Origin of the sequence: Parabacteroides gordonii MS-1 = DSM 23371 (genome assembly GCF_000969825.1) — a bacterium.
Classification (GTDB): Bacteria; Bacteroidota; Bacteroidia; order Bacteroidales; family Tannerellaceae; genus Parabacteroides; species Parabacteroides gordonii.
In genome coordinates this window covers 55,400-77,388 of the sequence record NZ_KQ033921.1, presented here as the reverse complement: position 1 = coordinate 77,388, position 21,989 = coordinate 55,400, and the positions used below count along the sequence as shown (strand labels likewise).

At 48.9% G+C, this 21,989-nt stretch carries 26 protein-coding genes; 18 read left to right on the top strand and 8 right to left on the bottom strand.

From position 1 onward, the window contains the following. Positions 1-36: 36 nt before the first annotated feature. From traK to HMPREF1536_RS24635, 9 genes are all read left to right on the top strand, one after another. Positions 37-660: a conjugative transposon protein TraK gene (traK, locus tag HMPREF1536_RS24675; protein ID WP_005647497.1), complete on the top strand. Its 624-nt coding sequence runs from the start codon at positions 37-39 to the stop codon at positions 658-660. Between the two features lie 5 nt (positions 661-665). Beyond that, positions 666-950, top strand: a complete 285-nt coding sequence (locus HMPREF1536_RS24670; protein ID WP_028728695.1) for a TraL conjugative transposon family protein — start codon at positions 666-668, stop codon at positions 948-950. Beyond that, on the top strand, positions 925-2,091 hold the full coding sequence (locus tag HMPREF1536_RS24665) for a hypothetical protein (protein ID WP_028728694.1): 1,167 nt from the start codon (positions 925-927) through the stop codon (positions 2,089-2,091). The genes HMPREF1536_RS24670 and HMPREF1536_RS24665 overlap by 26 nt, the downstream gene beginning before the upstream one ends. A gap of 20 nt (positions 2,092-2,111) precedes the next feature. Continuing rightward, on the top strand, positions 2,112-3,503 hold the full coding sequence (traM, locus tag HMPREF1536_RS24660; protein WP_044192773.1) for a conjugative transposon protein TraM: 1,392 nt from the start codon (positions 2,112-2,114) through the stop codon (positions 3,501-3,503). Between the two features lie 355 nt (positions 3,504-3,858). Beyond that, entirely contained in the window at positions 3,859-4,797 is a 939-nt protein-coding gene (traN, locus tag HMPREF1536_RS24655; protein ID WP_028728692.1) for a conjugative transposon protein TraN, read from the top strand. Positions 4,798-4,800: 3 nt separating this feature from the next. Next, positions 4,801-5,382 carry a conjugal transfer protein TraO gene (locus tag HMPREF1536_RS24650; RefSeq protein WP_028728691.1) on the top strand — a complete coding sequence of 194 codons (582 nt, stop codon included), beginning with the start codon at positions 4,801-4,803 and terminating at the stop codon, positions 5,380-5,382. Positions 5,383-5,408: 26 nt separating this feature from the next. Then, a complete protein-coding gene (locus HMPREF1536_RS24645) occupies positions 5,409-5,870 on the top strand; it encodes a DUF3872 domain-containing protein (RefSeq protein ID WP_028728690.1) in 462 nt (153 codons plus the stop codon). Continuing rightward, positions 5,845-6,750, top strand: a complete 906-nt coding sequence (locus HMPREF1536_RS24640) for a hypothetical protein (protein WP_028728689.1) — start codon at positions 5,845-5,847, stop codon at positions 6,748-6,750. Before HMPREF1536_RS24645 ends, HMPREF1536_RS24640 begins: the two co-directional genes overlap by 26 nt. Before the next feature lie 26 nt (positions 6,751-6,776). Continuing rightward, complete coding sequence (locus HMPREF1536_RS24635) at positions 6,777-7,622, top strand: hypothetical protein (protein ID WP_028728688.1); 846 nt, start codon at positions 6,777-6,779, stop codon at positions 7,620-7,622. A gap of 151 nt (positions 7,623-7,773) precedes the next feature. Here the strand turns inward: HMPREF1536_RS24635 and HMPREF1536_RS24630 are convergent, their stop codons facing one another. The 7 genes from HMPREF1536_RS24630 to HMPREF1536_RS24600 form a co-directional block, all read right to left on the bottom strand. After that, complete coding sequence (locus tag HMPREF1536_RS24630) at positions 7,774-8,217, bottom strand: JAB domain-containing protein (RefSeq protein ID WP_028728687.1); 444 nt, start codon at positions 8,215-8,217, stop codon at positions 7,774-7,776. A gap of 377 nt (positions 8,218-8,594) precedes the next feature. Then, positions 8,595-8,816, bottom strand: a complete 222-nt coding sequence (locus HMPREF1536_RS24625) for a DUF7688 family protein (RefSeq protein ID WP_028728686.1) — start codon at positions 8,814-8,816, stop codon at positions 8,595-8,597. Positions 8,817-8,925: 109 nt separating this feature from the next. Next, positions 8,926-10,638: a ParB/RepB/Spo0J family partition protein gene (locus tag HMPREF1536_RS24620; protein ID WP_028728685.1), complete on the bottom strand. Its 1,713-nt coding sequence runs from the start codon at positions 10,636-10,638 to the stop codon at positions 8,926-8,928. Positions 10,639-10,788: 150 nt separating this feature from the next. Further along, a complete protein-coding gene (locus HMPREF1536_RS24615) occupies positions 10,789-11,337 on the bottom strand; it encodes an SLOG family protein (RefSeq protein ID WP_028728684.1) in 549 nt (182 codons plus the stop codon). Between the two features lie 11 nt (positions 11,338-11,348). After that, a complete protein-coding gene (locus HMPREF1536_RS24610) occupies positions 11,349-11,558 on the bottom strand; it encodes a hypothetical protein (RefSeq protein ID WP_028728683.1) in 210 nt (69 codons plus the stop codon). 54 nt (positions 11,559-11,612) lie between these two features. Further along, on the bottom strand, positions 11,613-12,251 hold the full coding sequence (locus HMPREF1536_RS24605) for a hypothetical protein (protein ID WP_028728682.1): 639 nt from the start codon (positions 12,249-12,251) through the stop codon (positions 11,613-11,615). Between the two features lie 69 nt (positions 12,252-12,320). Next, entirely contained in the window at positions 12,321-13,295 is a 975-nt protein-coding gene (locus HMPREF1536_RS24600; protein WP_028728681.1) for an ArdC family protein, read from the bottom strand. Positions 13,296-13,556: 261 nt separating this feature from the next. On the opposite strand from HMPREF1536_RS24600, the gene HMPREF1536_RS24595 reads away from it, so the two are divergent. The 7 genes from HMPREF1536_RS24595 (at position 13,557) to HMPREF1536_RS24565 (ending at position 19,596) form a co-directional block, all read left to right on the top strand. Then, positions 13,557-13,874, top strand: a complete 318-nt coding sequence (locus HMPREF1536_RS24595; protein ID WP_028728680.1) for a hypothetical protein — start codon at positions 13,557-13,559, stop codon at positions 13,872-13,874. Positions 13,875-14,121: 247 nt separating this feature from the next. Further along, entirely contained in the window at positions 14,122-14,748 is a 627-nt protein-coding gene (locus HMPREF1536_RS24590) for an SMI1/KNR4 family protein (protein WP_044192787.1), read from the top strand. 54 nt (positions 14,749-14,802) lie between these two features. Next, the gene (locus HMPREF1536_RS24585) at positions 14,803-15,492 is read left to right on the top strand and encodes a hypothetical protein (protein WP_008620113.1); all 690 of its coding nucleotides are present in this window, start codon (positions 14,803-14,805) and stop codon (positions 15,490-15,492) included. A 90-nt stretch (positions 15,493-15,582) separates the two neighbouring features. Continuing rightward, positions 15,583-15,996: an SMI1/KNR4 family protein gene (locus HMPREF1536_RS24580; RefSeq protein WP_005842523.1), complete on the top strand. Its 414-nt coding sequence runs from the start codon at positions 15,583-15,585 to the stop codon at positions 15,994-15,996. Next, the gene (locus tag HMPREF1536_RS24575) at positions 15,993-16,997 is read left to right on the top strand and encodes a hypothetical protein (RefSeq protein ID WP_028728678.1); all 1,005 of its coding nucleotides are present in this window, start codon (positions 15,993-15,995) and stop codon (positions 16,995-16,997) included. Before HMPREF1536_RS24580 ends, HMPREF1536_RS24575 begins: the two co-directional genes overlap by 4 nt. Positions 16,998-17,070: 73 nt before the next feature. Continuing rightward, positions 17,071-17,619, top strand: a complete 549-nt coding sequence (locus HMPREF1536_RS24570) for a hypothetical protein (RefSeq protein WP_009041193.1) — start codon at positions 17,071-17,073, stop codon at positions 17,617-17,619. Between the two features lie 96 nt (positions 17,620-17,715). Further along, positions 17,716-19,596 (top strand): P-loop NTPase fold protein, encoded by a 1,881-nt coding sequence (locus HMPREF1536_RS24565; RefSeq protein WP_028728677.1) that lies wholly within the window; start codon positions 17,716-17,718, stop codon positions 19,594-19,596. Here the strand turns inward: HMPREF1536_RS24565 and HMPREF1536_RS28010 are convergent, their stop codons facing one another. Then, complete coding sequence (locus HMPREF1536_RS28010; protein ID WP_199884266.1) at positions 19,597-19,809, bottom strand: hypothetical protein; 213 nt, start codon at positions 19,807-19,809, stop codon at positions 19,597-19,599. Between the two features lie 230 nt (positions 19,810-20,039). Here HMPREF1536_RS28010 and HMPREF1536_RS28305 point away from each other — a divergent pair, with 230 nt between their 5' ends. Together HMPREF1536_RS28305 and HMPREF1536_RS24555 are read left to right on the top strand one after the other, a co-directional pair. Further along, on the top strand, positions 20,040-21,341 hold the full coding sequence (locus HMPREF1536_RS28305) for an SMI1/KNR4 family protein (protein WP_225608009.1): 1,302 nt from the start codon (positions 20,040-20,042) through the stop codon (positions 21,339-21,341). Between the two features lie 77 nt (positions 21,342-21,418). Continuing rightward, positions 21,419-21,925 carry a hypothetical protein gene (locus tag HMPREF1536_RS24555; RefSeq protein WP_028728675.1) on the top strand — a complete coding sequence of 169 codons (507 nt, stop codon included), beginning with the start codon at positions 21,419-21,421 and terminating at the stop codon, positions 21,923-21,925. The last annotated feature ends 64 nt before the right edge of the window (positions 21,926-21,989 follow it).

Here is a 21,989-nt window from a genome sequence, read left to right as displayed (position 1 = left end):
AAGAAAATGAGTCATAACGAATAAAAAACCGGAAACATGGAATTTAAAAGTTTGAAAAATATCGAAACGAGCTTCAGGCAGATACGGCTCTTCACGCTGGTATTCGCCTGCCTGTGCGCCGTGGTGACGGGCTTCGCCCTGTGGAAGTCGTACAGCTTCGCCGAGGCGCAGCGGCAGAAGATCTACGTGCTGGACAACGGCAAGAGCCTGATGCTGGCGCTCTCGCAGGACGTGCGGCAGAACCGCCCGGTGGAGGCACGGGAGCACGTGCGCCGCTTCCACGAGCTGTTCTTCACGCTCTCGCCCGACAAGTCGGCTATCGAGGGGAATATCAAACGCTCGCTGCTGCTGGCGGACAAGAGCGCCTTCAACTACTACAAGGACCTCTCGGAAAAGGGGTATTACAACCGGATAATCTCGGGGAACATCAACCAGATGATAGAGATAGACAGCCTGCGGTGCGACTTCGACAAGTACCCGTACAGCGTGCGGACATTCGCCCGGCAGATCATCCTGAGGGAAAGCTCCGTTACGGAGCGCAGCCTTGTGACCCGCTGCCGCCTGCTGGATGCGGTCAGGAGCGACAACAACCCGCAGGGCTTCATCATCGAGGGGTTCGAGATCACGGAGAACAAGGATTTGCAGACCCTCAAACGCTGACGGCTATGATAAGGAAATTCATCACAAAGGCGCAGGACTGGGCGGACGGGAAGCTCCGCCGCCTCGCCGGGCGTATCTCGCCCGACATGCGTGTGGCAATCATCCTCGTGATGCTGGCGGCGTTCGGCGCACTGTCGGTCTATATGACCGTCTCCTCCATCTACCGTATCGGCAGGAACGACGGGAAGGAACTGGGGATAGAGCATATCAGACGCCTGCAATTGCCCAATGACAGTATTATCAACCCTTTTGAAAGCGGACGGCATGGGACTGGCGGAGAAGTTGAGTGAGTGGCTGCTCCGCCGCCGGGAGCGGCAGGAGGAGCGGAACATGAGGCAGGTGGCGGCGTATTTCGGGAGCCTGCTGAATAAGAGGCGTGCGGATGCCGGTGCAATCCTCCAGTCCGTCAGGGACTACCGGGACTGCCCGGAGGTGACAAGGAAACAGGCGGAGCTGCTGCTGGAACACAGGTTCTTCCGGTACGTGTACCAGACGGGCTATCCCGAATGGCGGGCGGTCATGGACGCCCTGAAAGAGACCCGTTACGGGATGCGTGAGGGGGCGGCAATCCCCCGGAGCGTGAGGGAGGCGGCGGAAAGCCCGATGCTGCGTCTGGCGGCGCAATACAAGGTGCTGGAGTATGAGAACACGAGGCGCAACGCCCCGCAGCCGCTATCCCCCGAAGCGCAGGCGGAACGGGATGCGGCGCACCGGCTGCTGAACTGCTGCATGAGGGAGGGCGACCTCGACGCACTGAAAAGGCTTGCCCTGAAAGGCGAGAAACCGGACGACTCGGTGACCATCCGCCACGGGCTGGCGGAAGGCTACCGCAGGCTCGAAGAACTGAGCCGGGAATGGAGCGAGGAGATGCGGGGCGACAACCACACCGTCATGGAACAGATCGAGTTGCGGGAGGCGGACGAGAGGGGAAAGCTGATGCGGCAAGCCGCCGCCCTTTACGAGAGGAAGACGGGCGGCAGACTGCCCGGCGACTATCTGGAAGCGGTGAAGGCGGAACGGGCGCTGCTCCACGGGCTCGCCCGCCACGGCTGGGACGGTCAGCGGGAAGTACCGAAGGAGACGGTGGAGAAGTACGGGCTGACGGAGAACTTTGCCGGTATCGCCCGGCTGAGGTGGGACTACCACCTGAGCGAGGACAACGGGGACTTCTCCCGGGACTACCCGGAAGCCGCCATCGGACGCCACAACCGTGCCATCCGGGAGCGTGCGGCGAAAGAACTGGCAGGGCTGGAAGCGAGGCTGTTCCCCGAAAAGGCGGCAAGCCGGGAACGGAAGGCTGCGCACCTGCGTGCGGACAACCGGGCAAGCCCCACGGCATCGCTCAAACGGGAACGGAAGGAGCCGCCCGGCAAGCGGCAAACCGGGGAGACAGGCAGAAGGAAGCCTCCGGGGAGAAGAATCAGAATGTAGGACAACCATAAATTTTTGACATGATGGAAGAACAGAACCAAGAAAAAGCAACGGCAACGCAGCACGTGACGGTGGCGGATGCCGCAGCCCCGGAGACGGGGAACGGAAAGAAGGAGGACAAGGGCGGCGGGAAAAAGGAGAAGAAGACAGCCAAGCCGCTCACGCCGAAACAGTTGCAGCAACGGAAGAAGCTGATGGTATATCCGCTGATGGGCTTGCTGTTCCTCGGCTCGATGTGGCTGATATTCGCACCTTCGGAGGAGCGGGACGTGAACCGGGACACCGTGGGGGCGTTCAACGCCGACATCCCCCTGCCGGAGAACGACGGGATCATCGGCGACAAGCGGAAAGCCTACGAGCAGGCGCAGGCGGAGAAACAGCAGGCGGAGAAGGTGCGCTCGCTGGAGGACTTCGCCTTCTCCGAAGAGAGCGATACGGACGGGGTGGAAATGGAACTGCCGGACAGCGAGCCTGAACGGGAACCGTTCAGGGACTATTCGGACAATGGCGGCGGCAGCCGTTCCTCCGTTACCGCCTACCGGGACATCAACCGTCAGCTCGGCTCGTTCTACGAGGAGCCGAAGGTGGACGGGGAAAAGGAGGAGCTGAAAAGGCAGGTGGAGGAGCTGACCGCCAAGCTGGAAGAAAGGGAACGGCAGGCGGGCGGAATCGACGATCAGGTGGCGCTGATGGAGAAGAGCTACGAGCTTGCCGCCAAGTACATGGGACAGAACGGGCGGGACGGCGCAGCCGTGCAGGTGCCCGCCACCGGACAGGACGGCAACGGTTTGGGACAGCCCGCCGTGGCGGTGCAGGCGGCACGGGAGCGGACGGTATCGGGGCTGCAACAGCCATTGAGCGATGCGGAGTTCATGCGGCAGTACAGCCAGCCGAGGAACTACGGCTTCAACACGGCGGTAGGCAGCGGGTACGCTATGGGGAAGAACACGATACGGGCGTGCATCCACGGGGATCAGACGATTATGGACGGACAGACGGTGAAGCTCCGGCTGCTCGAACCGCTGCAAGCGGGAAACCTTGTGATTCCGCAGAACACGCTCGTTGCGGGTACGGGAAAGGTACAGGGGGAACGGCTGGATATCGTGGTGTCGTCCGTCGAATACCGAGGGAACTTGCTGCCCGTGGAGCTGGCGGTGTATGACAGCGACGGGCAGAAAGGCTTGTCTGTCCCTTCATCACTGGAACAGGAAGCGGCAAAGGAGGCGATGGCGAACATCGGCGGCGGGTTGGGAACGAGCATCTCGTTCGCACGGAGCGCCGGACAGCAGGTGGCGATGGACATCACCCGTGGGCTGATGCAGGGCGGCAGCCAGTACCTTGCCAAGAAGTTCCGCACGGTAAAGGTGCACCTGAAAGCGGGGTATGAGCTGATGCTTTACGCCAAGGAGTAGCGTACTTTTTCTTTTGCCTTGACGCAAAAGAAAAAGATACCAAAAAGAAAAAGTCAAGACTGCATTTTCTCGCTACTCTCTTCCTGCGTTCCGCTAAAGAAAAAGAATTGCCTACGGCGAAAGTCCTACGTTCGGCATAGCACAAACAAGTTTGGCTCTGCTCTCATTTAAACGGACTTTTCGCTAACGCTCAAACAGCTTTTTCTTTTTAACGCTGCACTTCGGTCGTTCGCTTTACGCTGCGAAAATGAGGTCGGTCTGCTATGCTGTAGGTAGTTTTTTGTATGGAGGAAGTGGCTGGAGGATATGATAATTAGCAATAATAATTAGAACAATAATTAAAAAGAAAGGACAAATGAAAAAGATTTTTGGATGGGTCGCCCTGCTTATGGGCATGGTGACGGGTGCGAACGCACAAGTGAATGATACGATACAGCGGGCTGCGGGCAACGACCTGTATCAGGGGATTACACGGAAGCTACCCTACCGGCAGATGGTTACGCCCCACGGGGTGCAGGTGACGTTCGCCAAGACAGTGCATATCATCTTCCCCTCGGCGGTACGGTACGTGGACTTGGGGAGCAATTGGATTATCGCCGGGAAAGCGGACGGTGCGGAGAACGTGATCCGGGTAAAGGCGACCACCGAGGGGTTTCCGGGGGAAACGAACTTTTCCGTTATCTGCGAGGACGGGAGCTTCTATTCGTTCAATGCCCGGTATGCGCATGAGCCGGAGATGCTGAACATCGAGATGAAGGATTTTTTGGAGAACGGGGACACGACGGACTTCTCCCACACCCGGATGAACATCCATTTCCGGGAACTGGGTAACGAAAGCCCGCTCTTGGTGAAGCTCATCATGCAGAGCATCTACAAGGAGGACAGACGGGAGATCCGGCACTTGGGCTGCAAACGCTTCGGGGTGCAGTTCCTCCTGAAATCCGTCCACTCGCACAACGGGCTGTTCTATTTCCACACGGAAACGAGGAACAGATCGAACGTGGCTTTCCGGACGGACTTTATCCGGTTCAAGATCGTGGACAAGAAAGTGCCGAAGCGCACCGCCATTCAGGAACGGGTGATCGACCCGGTGCGCAGCTACAACGAGGTGCTGGTGACGGAGGGGAAAAGCGACGTGCGCACGGTGTATGCCGTCCCGCAGTTCACCATACCGGACGACAAGCTGCTGGTCATCGAGCTGTTCGAGAAGGACGGCGGCAGGCACCAGACCATCCGGGTGGAGAACGCCGACCTCGTGGCGGCAAAACAGATTAACGAACTGAAAATCAAGTAAGCGATGAAAAGGTTACTGTTCATTATCCTGCTTTTCGGGGTGTGCCTGACTTTCAACCGGGCACACGCCCAACGGTGCCTGCCCGGAATGAGGGGCATACAGCTCACGGGCGGGCTGTCGGACAACATGCGCTGGAAAAACGGCGACGGCTTCGGCTACCACGCCGGGATAGCGGTGAGCACCTACACGAAGAACGCCCACCATTGGGTGGTCGGTGCGGAATACTTGGAGAAGCGGTACGGCTACCGGGACTGCCTCTATCCGGCGAGCCAGTTCACGGGCGAGGGCGGCTATTACCTGAACTTCCTTTCCGACCGGAAGAAGACATTTTTCGCCGCACTGGGGCTGTTCGCCCTTGCCGGGTACGAGACGGTGAACTGGGGCGAGAGCCTGCTGCCGGACGGCTCCCGGCTCCCGGATGAAGACAATTTCATCTACGGGGGTGCGCTGACGCTGGAGCTGTCCGCCTACGTGACGGACAAGATTGTCTTGCTGGTAAACGGTCGCCAACGGGTGCTGTTCGGCGGCGACTGCGGGAAGTTCCACACGCAGGTCGGCGTGGGAATACGTTTTATGATTCGATAACTGCCATATAATATAATAATGTATATATGAGGACAATGATTTATAAAATACTCACGGGCTGCTACATCGTGGCCGCCCTCGTGCTGGTCGCAGCCTGTAATGACGGGCTGGACATTCAGACGAAATACCCGTTCACGGTGGAGACGATGCCCGTCCCGAAAGAGCTGAAAATAAACGAGACGGCGGAGATACGGTGCGAGCTGAAACGGGAAGGACGCTGGGAGGACACCCGGTACACGATCCGCTGGTTCCTCTTCGACGGGGAAGGCACGCTCAAACTGGAAGACGGTACGGCGTTGCTGCCCAATGACCGCTACCCGCTGGAGAAAGAGACGTTCCGGCTCTATTTCACCCCGCTGTCGGACGAGCAGAGCAGCTTCACCGTCTGGGTGGAGGACTCGGACGGTCAGGCTGTCGAGCTGGAATACGACTTCAATGCGGACAACGACAAGGAGGACGGGGATGGAAGTGGAACTGAGAAAGAGTGAGGTACCGGCTTTGGCGGAACTGAAAGACCTGTGTCGGCACGAGTGTACCGCAGAGCGGTGCGCCGATGCCGTCAGGGAGTTCGGATGGTCGCTGGAGCATGTGCCGGAGGACATGAAAACCCCGGAGATGTGCCGCCGTGCGCTGGCAGTGAGTGCGGAACTCGGTTACGGGCATCTGGCATTGCTGCACCATATCCCGTTCGCAGAGGTCTGCATGGAAGCCATACGGGACTGGTACGGCGAGGGCAGAGCCGATCTTTACGAGGTGGCTTCGGCAATCCGACCGGAGGTGTTCGACGGGAAGATGGCGGATTTTCTGGTGGCGGAGGACGGCAGGTGCCTGTCCCTGCTGCCCGTCCACCTGCAAACGCCGGAGCGGGCGGCGAAGGCGGTGGAAGTGTCGGGGGCGTCCGCCCTACTTTCCGACCGGGTGAAGCCGGGATTGAAAACGCCGGAGCTGTGGCGGAAATGCGCCGAACATAGCTGGATGTCATTCGTGATGATTCCGTGGAGGGAACGGTCGCCGGAAGCGTGCCTGACGGCGTACCTGAACTATCCCGGGATGATCCATGCCCACCCCCATGTCGTGCCGCAACCGGTGGACAGCTATTGCAACGTGTACTCGCTGTGCCGCCTGATGGAGCAGATGACGGGCGGGAAATTCACCTACGGTCAGATGGCGGACTTCTACGGGGGAAAGCCGATGGCGGTCAAGTGCATCGAGGTGCCCGATGGTTTCCTGAAAGACCGTGAGGTGACTTTCGACCGGCAGAAAGAGACGTTCCGCATCGCCCCTCTCAGCCAGCGGCAGGAGCAGAAGGAACGGCAAGAGCCGGAACGGAACGACGCACCCAAGAGGCGCAACGGAATGAAAATATGAAACAACCTATCTAAAAAAACAGAAACATGGAACAAGAAGAAAGAATGTATCAGGTGCCTTTGGAGATAATATGCAGGCACGACCGCACGGCGGAGGTTTGCCGTGCCGCCGTTGAAGAGGACGGCTGGCAGTTGGAGAACGTGCCCGAAGAGGTGAAGACACCGGAACTGTGCCGGAAGGCGCTGGAAACGGAAGCGGGGTTCGGGAACGACCGCTTCCGGCTGGTTCAGCATATCCCGTCCCCGGAGGTGTGCATGGAGGTGCTGAAGGAGTGCAGCAAGGTCTGCCCGGAGGAACTCTACGGGGTGGCGGCAAGCATCCGCCCGGAGGTGATGAACGGCGAAATGGCGGACTTCCTGCTGCCGCTGGACGGCAGGTGCATCAGCGTCCTGCCCGTGCACCTGCAAACGCAGAAACGGGTGCTGGTGGCGGCTGAAACGTCAGGAATGTCCGCCATCGGGCGTGGCGGAGTGCCGAAAAGCCTGCTCACGCCCGAAGTGTATGTCAGGTGCGCCGCCCACAGCCGGGAGTCGCTGATGATGATCCCGTGGGCGGAACGCTCGCCGGAGGTCTGCCTGATGGCGACAACGAAGTTCCCGGACTGGGTGAGGAACCACCCGGAGTTCGTGCCGGAGAGCGTGCATAACCAAGACAGCGTATATACGCTGAACAGCCTGATGGAAAGCCTGACGGGGGAAAAGTTCAGCTACCGGCAAATGACGGACTTCTACAACGGGAAGCCGCTGGAGGTGAAACGGATGGAGACGCCGGACGGCGTGCAGAAGGACAAGGCGGTGAAGTTCGACAAGGAGACGGGGAAGTTCTCCTTCTCCGACATCCGGCAGGAGCGGAAACGGGGATTGAAGATGTAGCATGAACCGGACGAAATGGAAAGCATCCTTCGGGATGCTTTTTTCATATCCGCCCTATCGTCTTCCGGTTTCTTTTGCTTCTTGTTCTTTTTCCGCCCCGCTCACGAAAGAAAAGAAGTGCAAAACGAATAGCGAACAAAAAAGGGGGTGCTTAAAGCATCCCCTCGTCGGTGTAGCTGAGGTAGGTGTCCTCGGTCAGTATGATGTGGTCCAAAAGGCGGATGCCGATTGCCTCGCAGCCTTTCTTCAACTGGCTGGTCAGGTTGTTGTCCTGTGTGCTTGCCACCGTCGAGCCGGACGGGTGGTTGTGCGAGAGGATGATTCCCGAAGCATGGGAAACGAGAGCCGTCTGGAGGACGATGCGTATGTCCACCACCGTACAGTCTATCCCGCTGCGTGAGATGCACGAAACGCCCAGCAGCTTGCCTGCCCGGTTCAGGTACATCGCCCAGCACTCCTCGTGGTGCTGCATACAGTCCTCGTAGAAGGGCTTGAGGATGTCGTAAGACTCCTTGGAAGAGTGGATTTTAACTCTCTTGGATGCGTCAGCGTCCTTGTAACTTACGGTGATTTGAGGAAAAGACAGTGTATTCATAATGCAAAAATTAAAAGTGAAACATTTATTTTTTGCTTTGGGGCACGGGGAAAGAGCGGACTTCATGCAAGGCTTTTGCGTGGAATACGACCCAAAGGTGTGGAGATTGTGCGCAAAACCGTCAGGTTCAGCCTTGCGACTTGTCCGTTTTTCCCCGTAGATTTGCTAAAAAATGAGTGTGGAGCTTGGCTAAAAATCCGGTGGGTCAAGGGGTTTCTTTTTGCTTCTTTGTCTTTGTCCGCATCCGGCTCACCGAAAGAAAAAGAAGTGCGTCCGGAATGTCGGGTCAATCCTTTCCCACGGGCGGGTAAAAATAGAAGTCCGGGCGGATCGCTACCCGTCCCGGACCTGCGGCGATGAAACATAGAGGGGGAATGTTATGGCTTGATTTCCCCCGTTGCGATTAAATTCCCGTCCGAATAATACGCTATCTTCCCGTAGGTAAATCCCATGTCGGGAATGGCTACGAGAGCGATATAGTCCGAATACTCCCTGCCTTTGAGGTTCTTCCCGACAAGGTTGTTGAATATCATGGGGATGCTATGACCGTCCCCGCTGTAAAGGACGGTTTTCCCGTTCTGTCTGATTTCCTGCTTCATTGTTATCAAAATTTGAAAGTTGAAAAATCGGTTTCTTTGCTATCTTTCTTTTTCGCTACGGCTCACGAAAGAAAGTAGCGGGCGGATTTCTCCGCCCTGCCCTTTGTCCTTAGGCTGCAATCTCTTCGGTTTGCGGTTCTTCTTCGGGTTGCGTTACCTTGCGCTCCCTTGCCCGTTCCTGCACCAAGAGGACGGCTTTCTTTTCCTCGATGCGCTGGTGTCGCTTCTCGTACACCCCGTTGTACTCCCTTTCGATGTTGGCGAGTTCCTCCGGCATGTGCCTGCGTGCGAAGTCAAGCAAGAGGGTCGCCACGGTGTTGTTGCCGCACGCTCCCTTGAAGTTGGCTACAAGGAAGTCCCTGCGGATGATGGTCTTCATCCTCACGGTGAGATTGCCGATAATCCCCATCTTGTCCTCGTCCGTGATATACTGCTTGTCTTCCGCAATCCCCACGGCTGCGAAGTGTTCCTTACGGAGCGAGGACAGAAGGAAGAAGTACAACATGGTATCTTCGTCCGCACTGAACTTGCCGCCCGTGATGTCGGCTTCGAGGATTTGTTTCTTGGTGTCTTCCACCGTGCGTTCGAGTGCGATTTCCTTGTTGCGCTCGTCCTGCTTCTCCAATTTCTCCACGGGTGAGAGCGGTGCGGGTGCGGGCTTTCCGTCCGCTGTCTGCGCTTCGGTCACGTTCTCCACATAGCAGAAGTCAATCTCCTTCTGCCCGATTTTGGCATAGACGGTGATTTCCCCCGCTTCGCTCCTGCGGGTGATTTCCTCCTCCTGCTCCATGTAGTCCGCCCATTGCTGCTCGTAGCGGGTGCGGGCTTCCCCGTAGCGTTCGGGGTCGTTGAAATTTTCGGCTTTGGGTTCTTTCGGGCAGTTTGGAAAGGCGGTGTACCTGTCAAGGGTCTCCACCTCGTAGCCCGAAGCGATTAGCCGTTCTGCCACCGTTTCGTTGGTGCAGTAGCGGTCACGGCAGAGCGACACGCCCGGCTGGGTCTGCATGATTTGCACAGCCCGCTCCATGAGGTAGGATGCGTTCATTTCGGCAAGGCACGTGCGGTTGGCGCAATGCCCGCACCCGCCATCACGGAACAGCAGCAGGTTGTTGGTGTTGTGTGCGCACGTAGCGCACTCGGTCTTGTCGAAGCGGTAGTATTGCAGGTCGGTGGTGAAGTTCTGTTCGATGCGCCTTGCGACATCGGCGGCTTTCAGTCCCCGCCAACTGTTGTACGTTCCCTCGTCCTGCAAATGCTTCTCGTACACCTCACGCTGAATGTCCTCCCCGTATCGGCAGATTTCAGCCGCCACGCTGATGGTCAGCTCGTCCGCCTCCAAAAGGGCGGCGATTTCGGGGATAAGGGCGGTGAATTTCAGCCGTGTGCGGATGTAGTTCTCGTTCTTTCCGAAGAGTTGCGCCAAGGTCTGCACGGTATGGCGTCCGCTCTCGATAAGCCGTTGATAGGCTGCGGCTTCCTCCACGGGTGTCACGTCCTTGCGCTGCAAGTTCTCGGTAATCGCCATTTCCTCGGCTTCCTCGTCCGACAACTCGGTTACGATTGCGGGAATTTCGTCCCTGCCCGCAATGACGGACGCACGGTAACGGCGTTCCCCGAAAACAATCCCGTAACGGTCTGTCCCGTCAACGGGGCGCACGGTGATGGGCTGCAACACGCCCTGCCGTTTGATGCTCTCGGCAAGTTCGTAAAGGGCTGCTTCATCGAAACGCTTGCGTGGGTTGAAACCGCTCGGCTGAATGTCTGCCAATGCTACCATCGTGATGTTTTTATCTGCTGCTGATTGATTTGCTTTTGTCTTCATAATCTGTTATTTTTAAGTTGATTGTTTATAGTTGTTCTTTTTGATTTTTGACAAACCGTTCCGTTCGGGAAATCGGTTTCTTTGCTATCTTTCTTTTCCCGCTCCGGCTCACGAAAGAAAGTAGCGGGCGGAAAATCCGCCCTTACGGGGCTACCTGCGGTTATAGCATACGTTCGCGAACTTCTTTTTCTGCTCTACTGCCCGTTTGAGGGTGTAGAACGTGCCGCCTATGGCTACCGTATCGTAATAGACCATCAGAAAAGCGGAGTTTTCCAAAAGGTAGTCGTTACGGCGCAGGAAACAGCCCTCGGTATATCCGTCCTGCAAGGTTACCACTTCATCGGCTTGCGCCAAAATGGTGTCGTAACGCTGCTTGTCGGCTTGGGTGTACCGTTCGGCTTGTCCCTTGAAGGGGACAACGCATTTCAGACGGATATGCGGGTATCTTTTTTTGAGGTTCAATACTTCCTCTGCTGCGATAAGGTCGAAGCCCTCGCACATTCCCGACAAAAAGGTGTCGTAGCCTTTTTTGATACAATAACTTTCGATGGCTGCGAACGTGTCGAACGCCACCTCCCTGAAGAGTTTCTCACGGTCTGTCGTGAACTTGGCTATACGGTTGGTGCGGTGTCCCGAAAAGGCTACCGTCTTTTCTTTGGTAACGGGTGTTCCGTTTTCTGTCCATGTCCTTGTTTCCATATCGGTAAATATTAGAGTATTAAAAGAATGATTATCAGTACGAACACGAAGCCGACAAACAGCCGCCACGCAAGGGCGAAAACAAGCCGTGCCACGAAGTAAAACAGAGCCACGACAAGCAACAAGGCGAAAAGCTGCCCTGCGGCGGTGGTAAGGAAATAAGCCACCGAAGCCCAAAGGATTAGGCGGTATATCAGTTTGTAAACAAATGCCGTTTTCATGTTCTTGGGTATTGTCGGGCGGATTGCTCCGCCCGTGGTTCTTTAACAGTTCCCTTACGGGATATAGCGGTTATCAGCCAACAGCCGGAACGTGTCGTAATCAGCCGTTCCCCGATAACTTAGGGACAGTTCAAAGGAGAGGTGTCCTTTCTCTATGTAGAAAGTGAAGCGCAAGCCGTTGCGGGTTATCGTCCCTTTCGCATAGTTTCTACGTTCCCAGCTTACGGGTTCGTTCTCGATACTTTTCAAGAAGTCGGCTACCTTTTTCGAGTTCTCCGCATTTTCCTGCTCCACCTGCCTGTATATCTGCGTGCAGTAGTTTATCCAATCGTTTATTTTCTTGGCGGTGAACACGCCGATATTGCACGGCTTTTCGTATTGGCTGCCCGCCCTTTCGATGTCGTAGCGGTTGACATATTCAAAGTGTTCCATGTCGGCGGCTATCTTGTACTTGTTCTCTTTGTTTATCTTGTACACATGAAAACGGATGCCGTTGTACGTGAACTCTATGCGCACGCCGTAAAATGCGGGGTATTCACCGCTTACCACGTGGTAGCCGTATTCCGCTTGGGGCATGTACTTCCTTATCTCCTGCATGAGTGGAGACAGCTCTTTTTTTGCCTGTTCCACCTTCTCGGTAAACATAACTTTTATGTTTAACCCGTTAAATTCCTTTTCCGATAATGTTTTCATCGTCTTATGTCTTTAGTGGGGCGGACTGCTCCGCCCGTTGGTTGATACTCTTGTTCTTTGTTGTCCCGCTTAGGCTGCTGCGGGTTCGTTCATCGGTTCGGTTACCTTGTCGGCAATCATCTTCGCCGCCTTGTTCACGTCCCCCAATATCTCCACCAAAAAGGCGGGTTCTTCCTTTAGCTTGGTGAGCCAGTGTTTCAGATAGGCGGCGTTGTTCTCCTGCGGTGCGGCTGCGTAGCCGAAGAACGCACCGCAAAGGGCTGCGGTAAGTTCGGCGACAAGTTCCTCACGGGCGTAGAGCGCATCCCCGAAGAAGCTGCCGAACGTGCGGTTCAGCCGTTGGGGGCTTCCCGTGCTGTGCGCCATCTCGTGCAGGAGCGTGCCGTAATATTCCGCTCCCTGCGGGAACTGCTCACGCTGCGGGCAAACGATATGGTCGGAAGAGGGCGAATAGTAGGCACTGTCCGAATACTGCACCTTGATGGGGCAATACCAATTTTGCAGACAGACAAGTTCGTCCAACGCCTCGTAAATCATCCCGTCCGAATAGTCTTCGGGGTGCTCTCCCTTTTTCATGCGCTCGTAGCGTTCGGGGTATTTCCCTGCAAAATCGGTCTGGTCGATGTTGAAGACATTGTAATACTTCATCTGCGGGATGACCTTGTAATTTTCCTGCTCGGCTGCGGTCAGCTTGCGGTATTCCTCGTACTTGATTGTCTTTTTCGTTTCCTTGTGTACCACGAACTTGAACCAATAATAGACGGGGAACGAACGTGCGCCCTTGCTGACGCTCAAGTCCTCCTCCTTTGCTTGGTTGAACGTGAGGAACACGGGCAAAGTGAATTTCATAAACTCGGTGTAGAACAATAACATCAAGACATTGCCGCCGTTATAGAGCGTTCCTCTGATGTTGCGGGGCAAACCTTGTTCAAGGCTCGCTATCCACGGTTTTTGCCAATCCGTTTTCAAGCACTCGATTTTCTTGATTAACAAATCGGTGAACATCGGTGCAATCTTTTCGATAGTGCTGTTCGTTGTTGCCATAACTCACAAATTTTAATCGTTATTACTCTGTTTTCATCGCTTGTCGCCCCAACCAATTTTTTTCCCTTGGCTGATTGGGAAGAACATTGACCATCATTGATAGCGGAAAAGGTGAATTGCAACCATCTGAAAAAATGGTAAATACTACCCGCCGGGTGGAGATTTGGCATTTTTTGCGGATTTGCTTTCACCTCCGCCTACCTTCGTCAATGTTTTTCCAATCAGCTTAGGGAAAAAATGCCCTGTCAGTCATTTCAGCCAATGGTAAGTTACTTTCCGGGTGCAGGAAAAAGAAGCCTTCCGGAGAGCCGGGAACGCCCGTTTCCCAAGGCAAGGAGATACGGGCGGGAGAAGTATATGGGAGGACGGTCAGGTTCCGGCTGCCGGACAAACGCCGGGGAACTCTTTCGGGCGGGACGGGGCACGGGAGGTTTCGGCGAACAGCCGAAGCCCCGTGTGACGGCACGGACGGATGTGTTCCGTTTGTCCTTCCGCCCGATGTCCGGCTTCGGCCATGCAGCCTGCCGAAGTGGTCGGAAACGGACGCCGGGACGGGACAGCCCGTGCGCCAAGGTGTAAGCGCAAGACAGTGAAAGCCCTTTCACCCACGTTAGGGATTGCAGGGGAAAGCCCACAGCATAGCGAGGACTTGCAGCGGAAAGCCCGACCCGAAGGGGAACGCCCAAACAACCGCCCGCAAAAACTGCTTTTAAGCATACCTTGAAAAAAGGAAGACCGAATATTCCGAAGTTTCGCCCTTATGATATATATTTGTAATTGAGCGAAGATAATAGCGGAAAACGTGGATAATTACATGTCAGTGATTATGAATCAAAAAAAGGAAATATTAGAAAAATTGGCTTTCATAAGACGCCATAAAGAATTTGCATCTTTTGGAGTAAAGGAACAAGAGGTATCTTATAATCCTTGTCTATCTGAAGAAGATATTAAGGGGTTTGAGCATAAACATTGTATAACTCTTCCTGATGATTACAGAACTTTTATTTCTGAAATAGGAAATGGAGGTTTCGGACCGGGATATGGATTATTGCCTCTTGATAAAGCTATTGTTGATTTCAAATTAAGAGACAAACCTAATATTTCCTTGAATGAAAAATTCCCATATCAAGATAGTTGGAATGAAGAATGGATAACCTCCTTTAATTGGAACGAGGGATACCCGGAAACGGAAATTGTTAATGCGTATATTAGTACCGCACATATTGCAGGCTGTCTGCAAATAAGTCATTTCGGACATGGATGTACATTTCTATTGGTGGTGAATGGAAATGAAAAAGGACATATTTGGTTTGATGGACGAGCTGATTATAGTGGACTTGTACCGAAATTGAAAGATGGGCAAAGAATATCATTTATAGAATGGTATGTAACCTTTCTTGATATGGAAATTGAGAACATAAATGAATCACTAACACACAGCACTACCGCTTAAAGCGGAACGCTGTCGGACATTATCTGCCCAATAATATGAACTAAAAAAAGTGATATGGAAACTAAAGCGGAAGTCCTAAAATACATGTTTACAAGAATACAAGAGATGCTTCCTGTAAATGTGGTCAAAGCAAAAAAGAATAAAGACTACTTTACTTACATAGTGGAAAACGATTGTAGTATTGAGTTTTACTTTCAAACAACCCAAGGTGGATATGCCGGTAAAAACACTTTTTGTATGGGTGTATCAGCTAAAATAAAGAATCCATATTTATGTAGTCTTGTATTAGAACCATTAAATAAAAAAGACGCTGGTGGTAACATCATAGTTTGCTTTGATAATAATATTGATTGGTTTAAGCAGCATCTAATGGATATGGATTATTTTTTCGGGAATAAGAGTGACAAGACTCCTAACGTTGAGAGATTCTTAAACGATTTGAAAAAGGATTTTTTTCCGTATATCATACCTTTTGTCAAACAATATACAAAAATTATAGATTTTTACTCAAATTCGGGTCATATTCAACATATATATGCAGATAAACAGTTTAGCTTAGGAGTAATCTGTTCTCTCTTGTGCAACCATGAAGAGTTCATTGAAGAAACTTTGGTTCCATTAGCCAAAGCAAGTGAAGGAGGTTGGATATTTAGAGAATTTTTTAAGTGCACAAACTACGTTACCGATATAGTTGAGCCGATTAAGAAATATGTCGCAGAGAATAATATCCATTTTGAACAATGAGAAGAATAGAATGGGCAGATAAAAGCGGATTAATTGCTCTCGAAATGGTCGGTTATCCACCAAACATTATCCGTCAAAATAAAAAATAAAATGGAACTTGAATTTAACAATAAATCAGAATCAATTACAGCTAAGGATATAGCTGATGTTGAGCGGAAAAACAAATTTATTTTCCCGCAGGAAATCAAATCGTTCCTTCTTGCCAATAACGGAGGTCAACCAAATAAAACGATATACACTCAAAATAGTCAGGATTATGTGGTGGATTTCTTTCTGCCCATAAAGTCCACAGAATTTGAAGACTTGACGTATTCGGCGACAATAACTGATTTGAGTGATATAATCCCGAATACTGTAATACCATTTGCTATAGATCCATTCGGCAATTATTTCGTTTTTGACAAAGCTGAAGGTAAAATCTATTTCTTGGAAATGGAAGAAGTAGCTCTTTCCTTATTGGCGAGTGATTTTGAATCGTTTATTTCATCATTAAAAAAGGAATGAGACGGATAACAAGCGGATCAATCTCATTTAATGATGATTATCCACCAGACATTAGCAACCCTGTAAATACAAATTATATGTTCATTGAAAAATTAAATCAATATACAGAAGAACAGATTATCGGATTAAAGCATGAAGATAATAAGTTGCGATTGTTGATAGAAGAACAACCTGACATAGAGAAATTGAAACTTCTAAAAGAAGCTATAATCAATGAAACGACAGAAGTAACATTGGTAATGCGTTCAAATAACAACAATCTGATTGCTTTCTCCTATTTTGAATGTATAAGTGACAATATAATAGGAGTTGAATCGTATAATTACACCGAGAATATTCTGAAAACAATTGAAGGAATTTCAATATTCAGAAATTTGAGGAGTATAGTTATTGATGCACTATATGATAATAAACTCTGTATTGACGAACTTGTTTCATTGGAGAAACTGGAAGAACTCTGTATGAGTTTTTATCCTATAACGAAATATCAATATCCTACATTGAACAAGCTGAACAGACTGAAACGCTTAAAAATAAAAGGGTTAGATTCAAACATATTATCCTGCTTACCAAACTTGGAAACATTAACTTGTTTTAATTTAAAGGATGGGGCACATTTAGGTATTAAGGCACCAAATTTAAGAAGCATAGATATATACCGTTCTCCGAAAATATTGAATCTTAATTTTTTATTGGACTTGAAAGAACTAAGATCTATTGGTTTAGACGGACTTAGCAATGTTGAAGAAATGCCGGATTTAAGCAACCTTCATTCTTTAACCGGTATGTCTCTTGCCAATATGAAACGGTTACAAAGTTTTCCTTTATACCACGAGAATTTAAAAAACTTACTCTTGCAATTGCCTTTTGATGTATTGGATAATATAATTCCTGAAAATCTTCCTAACCTCAAGCATATAAGTGTAAATTTGGGAAGTGATAAAAAAAACGGAATGGTATTAGATAGATTCAAGGGTATTTGTGAAGTTGGTATATGGTAAAAAAACAAGATTGCTGACAAACAGATGAAACATTTAAAGCGGAACGCTGCAAAACATTATAACCAATCATATCATGATAACGCTATATAAACAAATTGAAACAAAAGGTCTATACTACAAGGAAATGTGGTATGAAAATGCCGATAAGGTTCTAATTGAGCATTCTGGAAAAGTTGGATATGTTGGAACTATTGCGAAAACAAGTATGACAGAGAAAGAAGCAGCTATACGTTTACAGGATTTTAGTAATGTATGTGCGAGTGAAGGATATACAAAGTTGTCCGAAAATCAATTATGTACGATAGTAGTTCAATATCTATTGAAAAGCAAGGATGGGAACAAACGGGATAAATGGTTAAAAGACAAAGTTTCAGAGTATCTAAAAGAACATTTGGGCTGGCGAGGTATAGGTGTAGTCGAAAGTTTTGCAATAGATAACGGCAAATTGAATATTTATTGTATAGTCGTGGAGGAAGAACGGGCTGTATCCGCAATCAAATCATGCCTTAAAACATATCGGCTGGATTTGACACATGCGATTATCGCCGCCCGAAACTGGGATGATGAAGGCTTTAGGGTGAAATACTCTTATAAGCCTATTAATGATTTTTCGGTGATATGATTGATTATAACAAACAGCAAGCCGACTGAACAAGCGGAAGGTTGCCGAACACTACGACTCTTTTCCGTAACTTTGAAACCTCTAATGAACATGGTTATGAATAGAAACATACTCACCTTTTTAAATGAATATGCGGAAATACCCGATCCGCAATATGCCATCATGTTGCGAGGCGCTTGGGGATGCGGCAAAACGTTTTTCATCCGTCAATGGATGGAGCAACTGAAAAATAACAGAGATGCGGACAAGTTAAAATGGCAGCCTATTTATGTGTCTTTATACGGTTTGACCACTACCCAGCAAATCACAGAACAAATCAACAAGGAAATATCCCCGTGGTTGTACAGCAAGGGAATGAAACTTGCCAAGAATATATTAAAAGCCGCCTCGAAAATCGCTTTGAAATACGACATTGACGGTGACGGCAAGGATGAAGGAAGTGTAACCTGTGACTTGGACTCCATTTTGTTGTTGAAAGAAGAAAATTCCGAAATAAAAGGAAACAAGATTCTGATTTTTGACGACCTTGAAAGATGTGATGTAAAACTGGAAACCTTGTTGGGATACATCAATTACTTTTCGGAACATTGTAAATGCAAGGTCATCATCATTGGCGATGAGAACAAGATTTCCGAAAAAGAGGGCGAAAAATCTAATTTGAAATTCAAGGATTTCAAGGAAAAGACCATCGGGCGCACTTTCGAGATTAAAGTGAATATAGAGGAGACACTCGATTTTTTCATTGGCGAAATATCCGCCAACAACAGAAACCTATTGTCTGAAAACAAAGAGCTTATAATCAAGATATTCCACGCCTCTAAATTCGATAATTTAAGAGTCCTTCGGCAATGTCTGAACGATTACCACAGGATAATCATGGCTTTGCCGGAACATTATCATGAATCTCCCAAATACAAACTTATCATAACATCACTATTGGCAAATTTTGTCGCCGTTTACTGCGAGTATAAGGGTGGAAATACCGAAATTGCGAGCCTGTTCAACAGCCTGCACAATATGTTCCCAGATAAAGAGAAAAATGAGGAGCGTGAAAAAATCCTCTCCAAATACCATTTTATAGAGATAGGCAAGCGGTTGGATATTTTCAGTGATTTTATCGTCAATGAAATTGTCTGCTATCTGGAAAGCGGGTATTTTGACACAACCTATTTGCAGCAATACTTTGCTGCCGAAGACGCAAGTTTGAATAGTTGGGACTATCTGTATGATTATTGGAGACTGGATAACGAAGAATACGAGAAACATTACGAGGAAACGGTACGGTATTACTTTGCGGATAAAAGCGTTGATCTAAAAGAATTGTTTGTCATTATATCTGTACTATCGGTTTTATATAGCGACAACCTTGTTCACGTATCCGAGGAAGACATCATTGCCCAAGGCAAGCACTCCATAGACAGGCTGATGGAAGGTATCAACGACATGGAGGGTTTGTTGAATTGTAGCTCAAAGGTACATGCGGGTGCAAGAAGGAATCATTCTAATATTGGTTCAGATCGAATTTTGAATGTACTGGTTGCGTATTTTCAAAAACTATTCGAGCAAAGATTTGAGAAATGTCCTAATAAAGTGTCTGCCATGCTGGAAAATCTGACGGATGAAACTTGCGAACGCCTGAATCTGGCATTGAATGATGCAATCCCGGTCAAACAGCGTCTTTATAGGGATACTTCAATATTCCAAGAGGCTGATGCGGACAAGGTTTCAAAAAGTATTTTGGGATTGTCTAACGAATCACGCAACACCTTTCTGCATTTTTTGCAGTCTCGTTATAAATATACCTCCTATGGCACTGAAATAGAATACTTGAACGAATGCTGCCAATCGGATCTGCCCCAACTAAAATTAATCAATGAGAAATTAAAGACAGAAGCGGCAAATAGAAGATTGATAGAAAAGTATTCCATTGAGAAAATTACAAACCCGATAGATGAAATTACCGCAAAAGTGAAATAGCTATTCCCGTTCATCCTCGAAAGCGATGGTCTGGCAAGGGATATGCCGATGATGAACTTCATCCCGTGTGATGGCACGGACGTGTCCCGTTTGTCCTTCCGCCCCGATGTCCGGCTTCGGCCATGCAGCCTGCCGGAATGGTCGGAAACGGACGCCGGGACGGGACAGCCCGTGCGCCAAGGTGCAAGCGCAAGAAAGTGAAAACCCTTTCACCCACGTTAGGGATTGCAGGGGAAAGCCCACAGCATAGCGAGGACTTGCAGCGGAAAGACCGACCCGAAGGGGAACGCCCAAACAACCGCCCGCAAAAACTGCTTTTGAGCATACCTTGAAAAAAGGAAGACCGAATATTCCGAAGTTTCGCCCTTATGATATATATTTGTAATTGAGCGAAGATAATAGCGGAAAATGTAAAGAATTACATGTTATTGGAGTAAATCATTATGGAAAGAATATACAAAATAGAATCGGTTCTGAGAAAATCGAACACTATAATCATAATTCAAGGTAATTATGATAGAATATATAATTACTTCAATCATAATAATGGTGATGGGCGATTTTTGAAATACACCAAATTGAAAGGTATTGCTCAAGAAGGTCTGACAAAAAAAGATTTAGACAAATGTGATTTTTTACGTACCTTCTGTTGCTTTCCCATTTTCAGCCAAAGATTTGTAGATAGACTAAGCCATATTTTAAAAGACGAAGTTATTTTTTATCCCATAGAGATATGCTGCGAAAATCAGAAGAAAGACTTTTATGCTGCTAAAATTCTTAATTATATGAATGTAATAGATCACCAACAAACAGAGCTACAAGCCCAAAATGATGATAGCAGCCTATTTTCTATTCCACCCATTATAGCAAACCGCTGTTTGAAAGATTTCTATATAGCAAGAGATACGAAAGATACATACGAATGGTTCATCAGTGAAAAGTTAAAAAATATCATTATCAAGGAAAAATTCGCTATGAAATTGGTGAATCCGGAAAACAAAACAGAGCAGGAAGAATGCCGGAAAAATACTCGTAGAACACCGACATTAAAAACAGGGAAAGTTTCAAGCATCAAAAATGAGACGACAATAAGGAGTTACATAGACAAATGTCTGGAACTTGTTCAGGAGCATAAAGAATACCTAATGTATGTTGCTTCTTATGAACCAACCATAGAACCGGAGATGCAGGATTTTCTGGACAATAACCTGCTTGAAGGAAAATCGCCTAAAATATATGTGACTCAACCGGGACATACCAATTATATGGTGGATATCATAACTGAAAAAGATCATATATGGAAAGCGATAGATAGCCAGATTTCAGACGAAGATATTGATAAGTTGGAAGGTGAGCTGAATGTCATTCTTCCTCTTTCCTATAAAAGCTATTTGAAATATAAACATTTCTATGAAATATTTTGGGATATAGATGTTTTCCTCTATCCGAAGCCAATACATTCATGGGATAAAATCCTGATTGAGGAAAACCAAGAAATGCAGGAGGAAATTCTTGATGAAGGGTATTTTGCAATAGGACGGTATTCTGATCATGGCGTGATTGTTCTTAAATTGACTGATGATGAGAATAAAGAAGGGGGAGTTTTTCTCTTTGATTGTGAGACCCAAGAAGTTAAAGTGTTGGAACCAACCTTTACAGAGTTTCTTAATCAAATATTACATAATCCCAAGCCTGTTCTTCAAGAATTAAAAAGTTGGGAGAAAAAAATGTATAAAATGGAATAACTCCAATTACAAACAGTACAAACCGCTTAAAGCGGAACGCTGCCAAACATTATCTATTTAATAATAAGCATAAAACTATGAGATACTTAAAAATTATGGGAATATTTACTTCTATCTTAAGTTTATTGAGTTGCGGGCATGGGAATAAACGAGTGACGCAAAACGACGGTATAAACTCCAATATCCCGGTTGCTGCCCGGATTACGATAGACAAACTGCCGGATGTATTGAGAAACGTGCAGGCAGGAAATACTGATTATGATTTTATAGGTATTTGTTCCAATGGTGTGGACTGCATCTACTTTGTGCTGGAGAACGGAAAATTTTACATAGATTTTGAAGCTATGGATAAAGAGCAGCTTCCTTACATAGATACCTTGAAACAGTTCGCAAAGGAACATAATTATCCTATTGTCGAAACAACCTATAACAATACTCCGGTCGATTACGAACATCTGAAATACGCTCCCGTCCTTAGCCTGAAAGTCAATGCGGATATAGACAGTATCGTAAAGGTCGGAAGCCAGATTGAGCATACCATTTTCAGGAACAATGAGCGAACCGTTTACGAAATAGTGCCTTGATTTTGCCAATAAAGACATTAAGATTTAGATAACAAACAGCACTGCCGCTTAAAGCGAAGCGCTG

Coding starts and splice junctions, on each gene's coding strand:
- traK (WP_005647497.1), top strand. CDS start 37: ATGGAATTTAAAAGTTTGAAAAATATCGAAACGAGCTTCAGGCAGATA.
- HMPREF1536_RS24670 (WP_028728695.1), top strand. CDS start 666: ATGATAAGGAAATTCATCACAAAGGCGCAGGACTGGGCGGACGGGAAG.
- HMPREF1536_RS24665 (WP_028728694.1), top strand. CDS start 925: ATGGGACTGGCGGAGAAGTTGAGTGAGTGGCTGCTCCGCCGCCGGGAG.
- traM (WP_044192773.1), top strand. CDS start 2,112: ATGATGGAAGAACAGAACCAAGAAAAAGCAACGGCAACGCAGCACGTG.
- traN (WP_028728692.1), top strand. CDS start 3,859: ATGAAAAAGATTTTTGGATGGGTCGCCCTGCTTATGGGCATGGTGACG.
- HMPREF1536_RS24650 (WP_028728691.1), top strand. CDS start 4,801: ATGAAAAGGTTACTGTTCATTATCCTGCTTTTCGGGGTGTGCCTGACT.
- HMPREF1536_RS24645 (WP_028728690.1), top strand. CDS start 5,409: ATGAGGACAATGATTTATAAAATACTCACGGGCTGCTACATCGTGGCC.
- HMPREF1536_RS24640 (WP_028728689.1), top strand. CDS start 5,845: ATGGAAGTGGAACTGAGAAAGAGTGAGGTACCGGCTTTGGCGGAACTG.
- HMPREF1536_RS24635 (WP_028728688.1), top strand. CDS start 6,777: ATGGAACAAGAAGAAAGAATGTATCAGGTGCCTTTGGAGATAATATGC.
- HMPREF1536_RS24630 (WP_028728687.1), bottom strand. CDS start 8,217: ATGAATACACTGTCTTTTCCTCAAATCACCGTAAGTTACAAGGACGCT.
- HMPREF1536_RS24625 (WP_028728686.1), bottom strand. CDS start 8,816: ATGAAGCAGGAAATCAGACAGAACGGGAAAACCGTCCTTTACAGCGGG.
- HMPREF1536_RS24620 (WP_028728685.1), bottom strand. CDS start 10,638: ATGAAGACAAAAGCAAATCAATCAGCAGCAGATAAAAACATCACGATG.
- HMPREF1536_RS24615 (WP_028728684.1), bottom strand. CDS start 11,337: ATGGAAACAAGGACATGGACAGAAAACGGAACACCCGTTACCAAAGAA.
- HMPREF1536_RS24610 (WP_028728683.1), bottom strand. CDS start 11,558: ATGAAAACGGCATTTGTTTACAAACTGATATACCGCCTAATCCTTTGG.
- HMPREF1536_RS24605 (WP_028728682.1), bottom strand. CDS start 12,251: ATGAAAACATTATCGGAAAAGGAATTTAACGGGTTAAACATAAAAGTT.
- HMPREF1536_RS24600 (WP_028728681.1), bottom strand. CDS start 13,295: ATGGCAACAACGAACAGCACTATCGAAAAGATTGCACCGATGTTCACC.
- HMPREF1536_RS24595 (WP_028728680.1), top strand. CDS start 13,557: ATGGTAAGTTACTTTCCGGGTGCAGGAAAAAGAAGCCTTCCGGAGAGC.
- HMPREF1536_RS24590 (WP_044192787.1), top strand. CDS start 14,122: ATGAATCAAAAAAAGGAAATATTAGAAAAATTGGCTTTCATAAGACGC.
- HMPREF1536_RS24585 (WP_008620113.1), top strand. CDS start 14,803: ATGGAAACTAAAGCGGAAGTCCTAAAATACATGTTTACAAGAATACAA.
- HMPREF1536_RS24580 (WP_005842523.1), top strand. CDS start 15,583: ATGGAACTTGAATTTAACAATAAATCAGAATCAATTACAGCTAAGGAT.
- HMPREF1536_RS24575 (WP_028728678.1), top strand. CDS start 15,993: ATGAGACGGATAACAAGCGGATCAATCTCATTTAATGATGATTATCCA.
- HMPREF1536_RS24570 (WP_009041193.1), top strand. CDS start 17,071: ATGATAACGCTATATAAACAAATTGAAACAAAAGGTCTATACTACAAG.
- HMPREF1536_RS24565 (WP_028728677.1), top strand. CDS start 17,716: ATGAATAGAAACATACTCACCTTTTTAAATGAATATGCGGAAATACCC.
- HMPREF1536_RS28305 (WP_225608009.1), top strand. CDS start 20,040: ATGGAAAGAATATACAAAATAGAATCGGTTCTGAGAAAATCGAACACT.
- HMPREF1536_RS24555 (WP_028728675.1), top strand. CDS start 21,419: ATGAGATACTTAAAAATTATGGGAATATTTACTTCTATCTTAAGTTTA.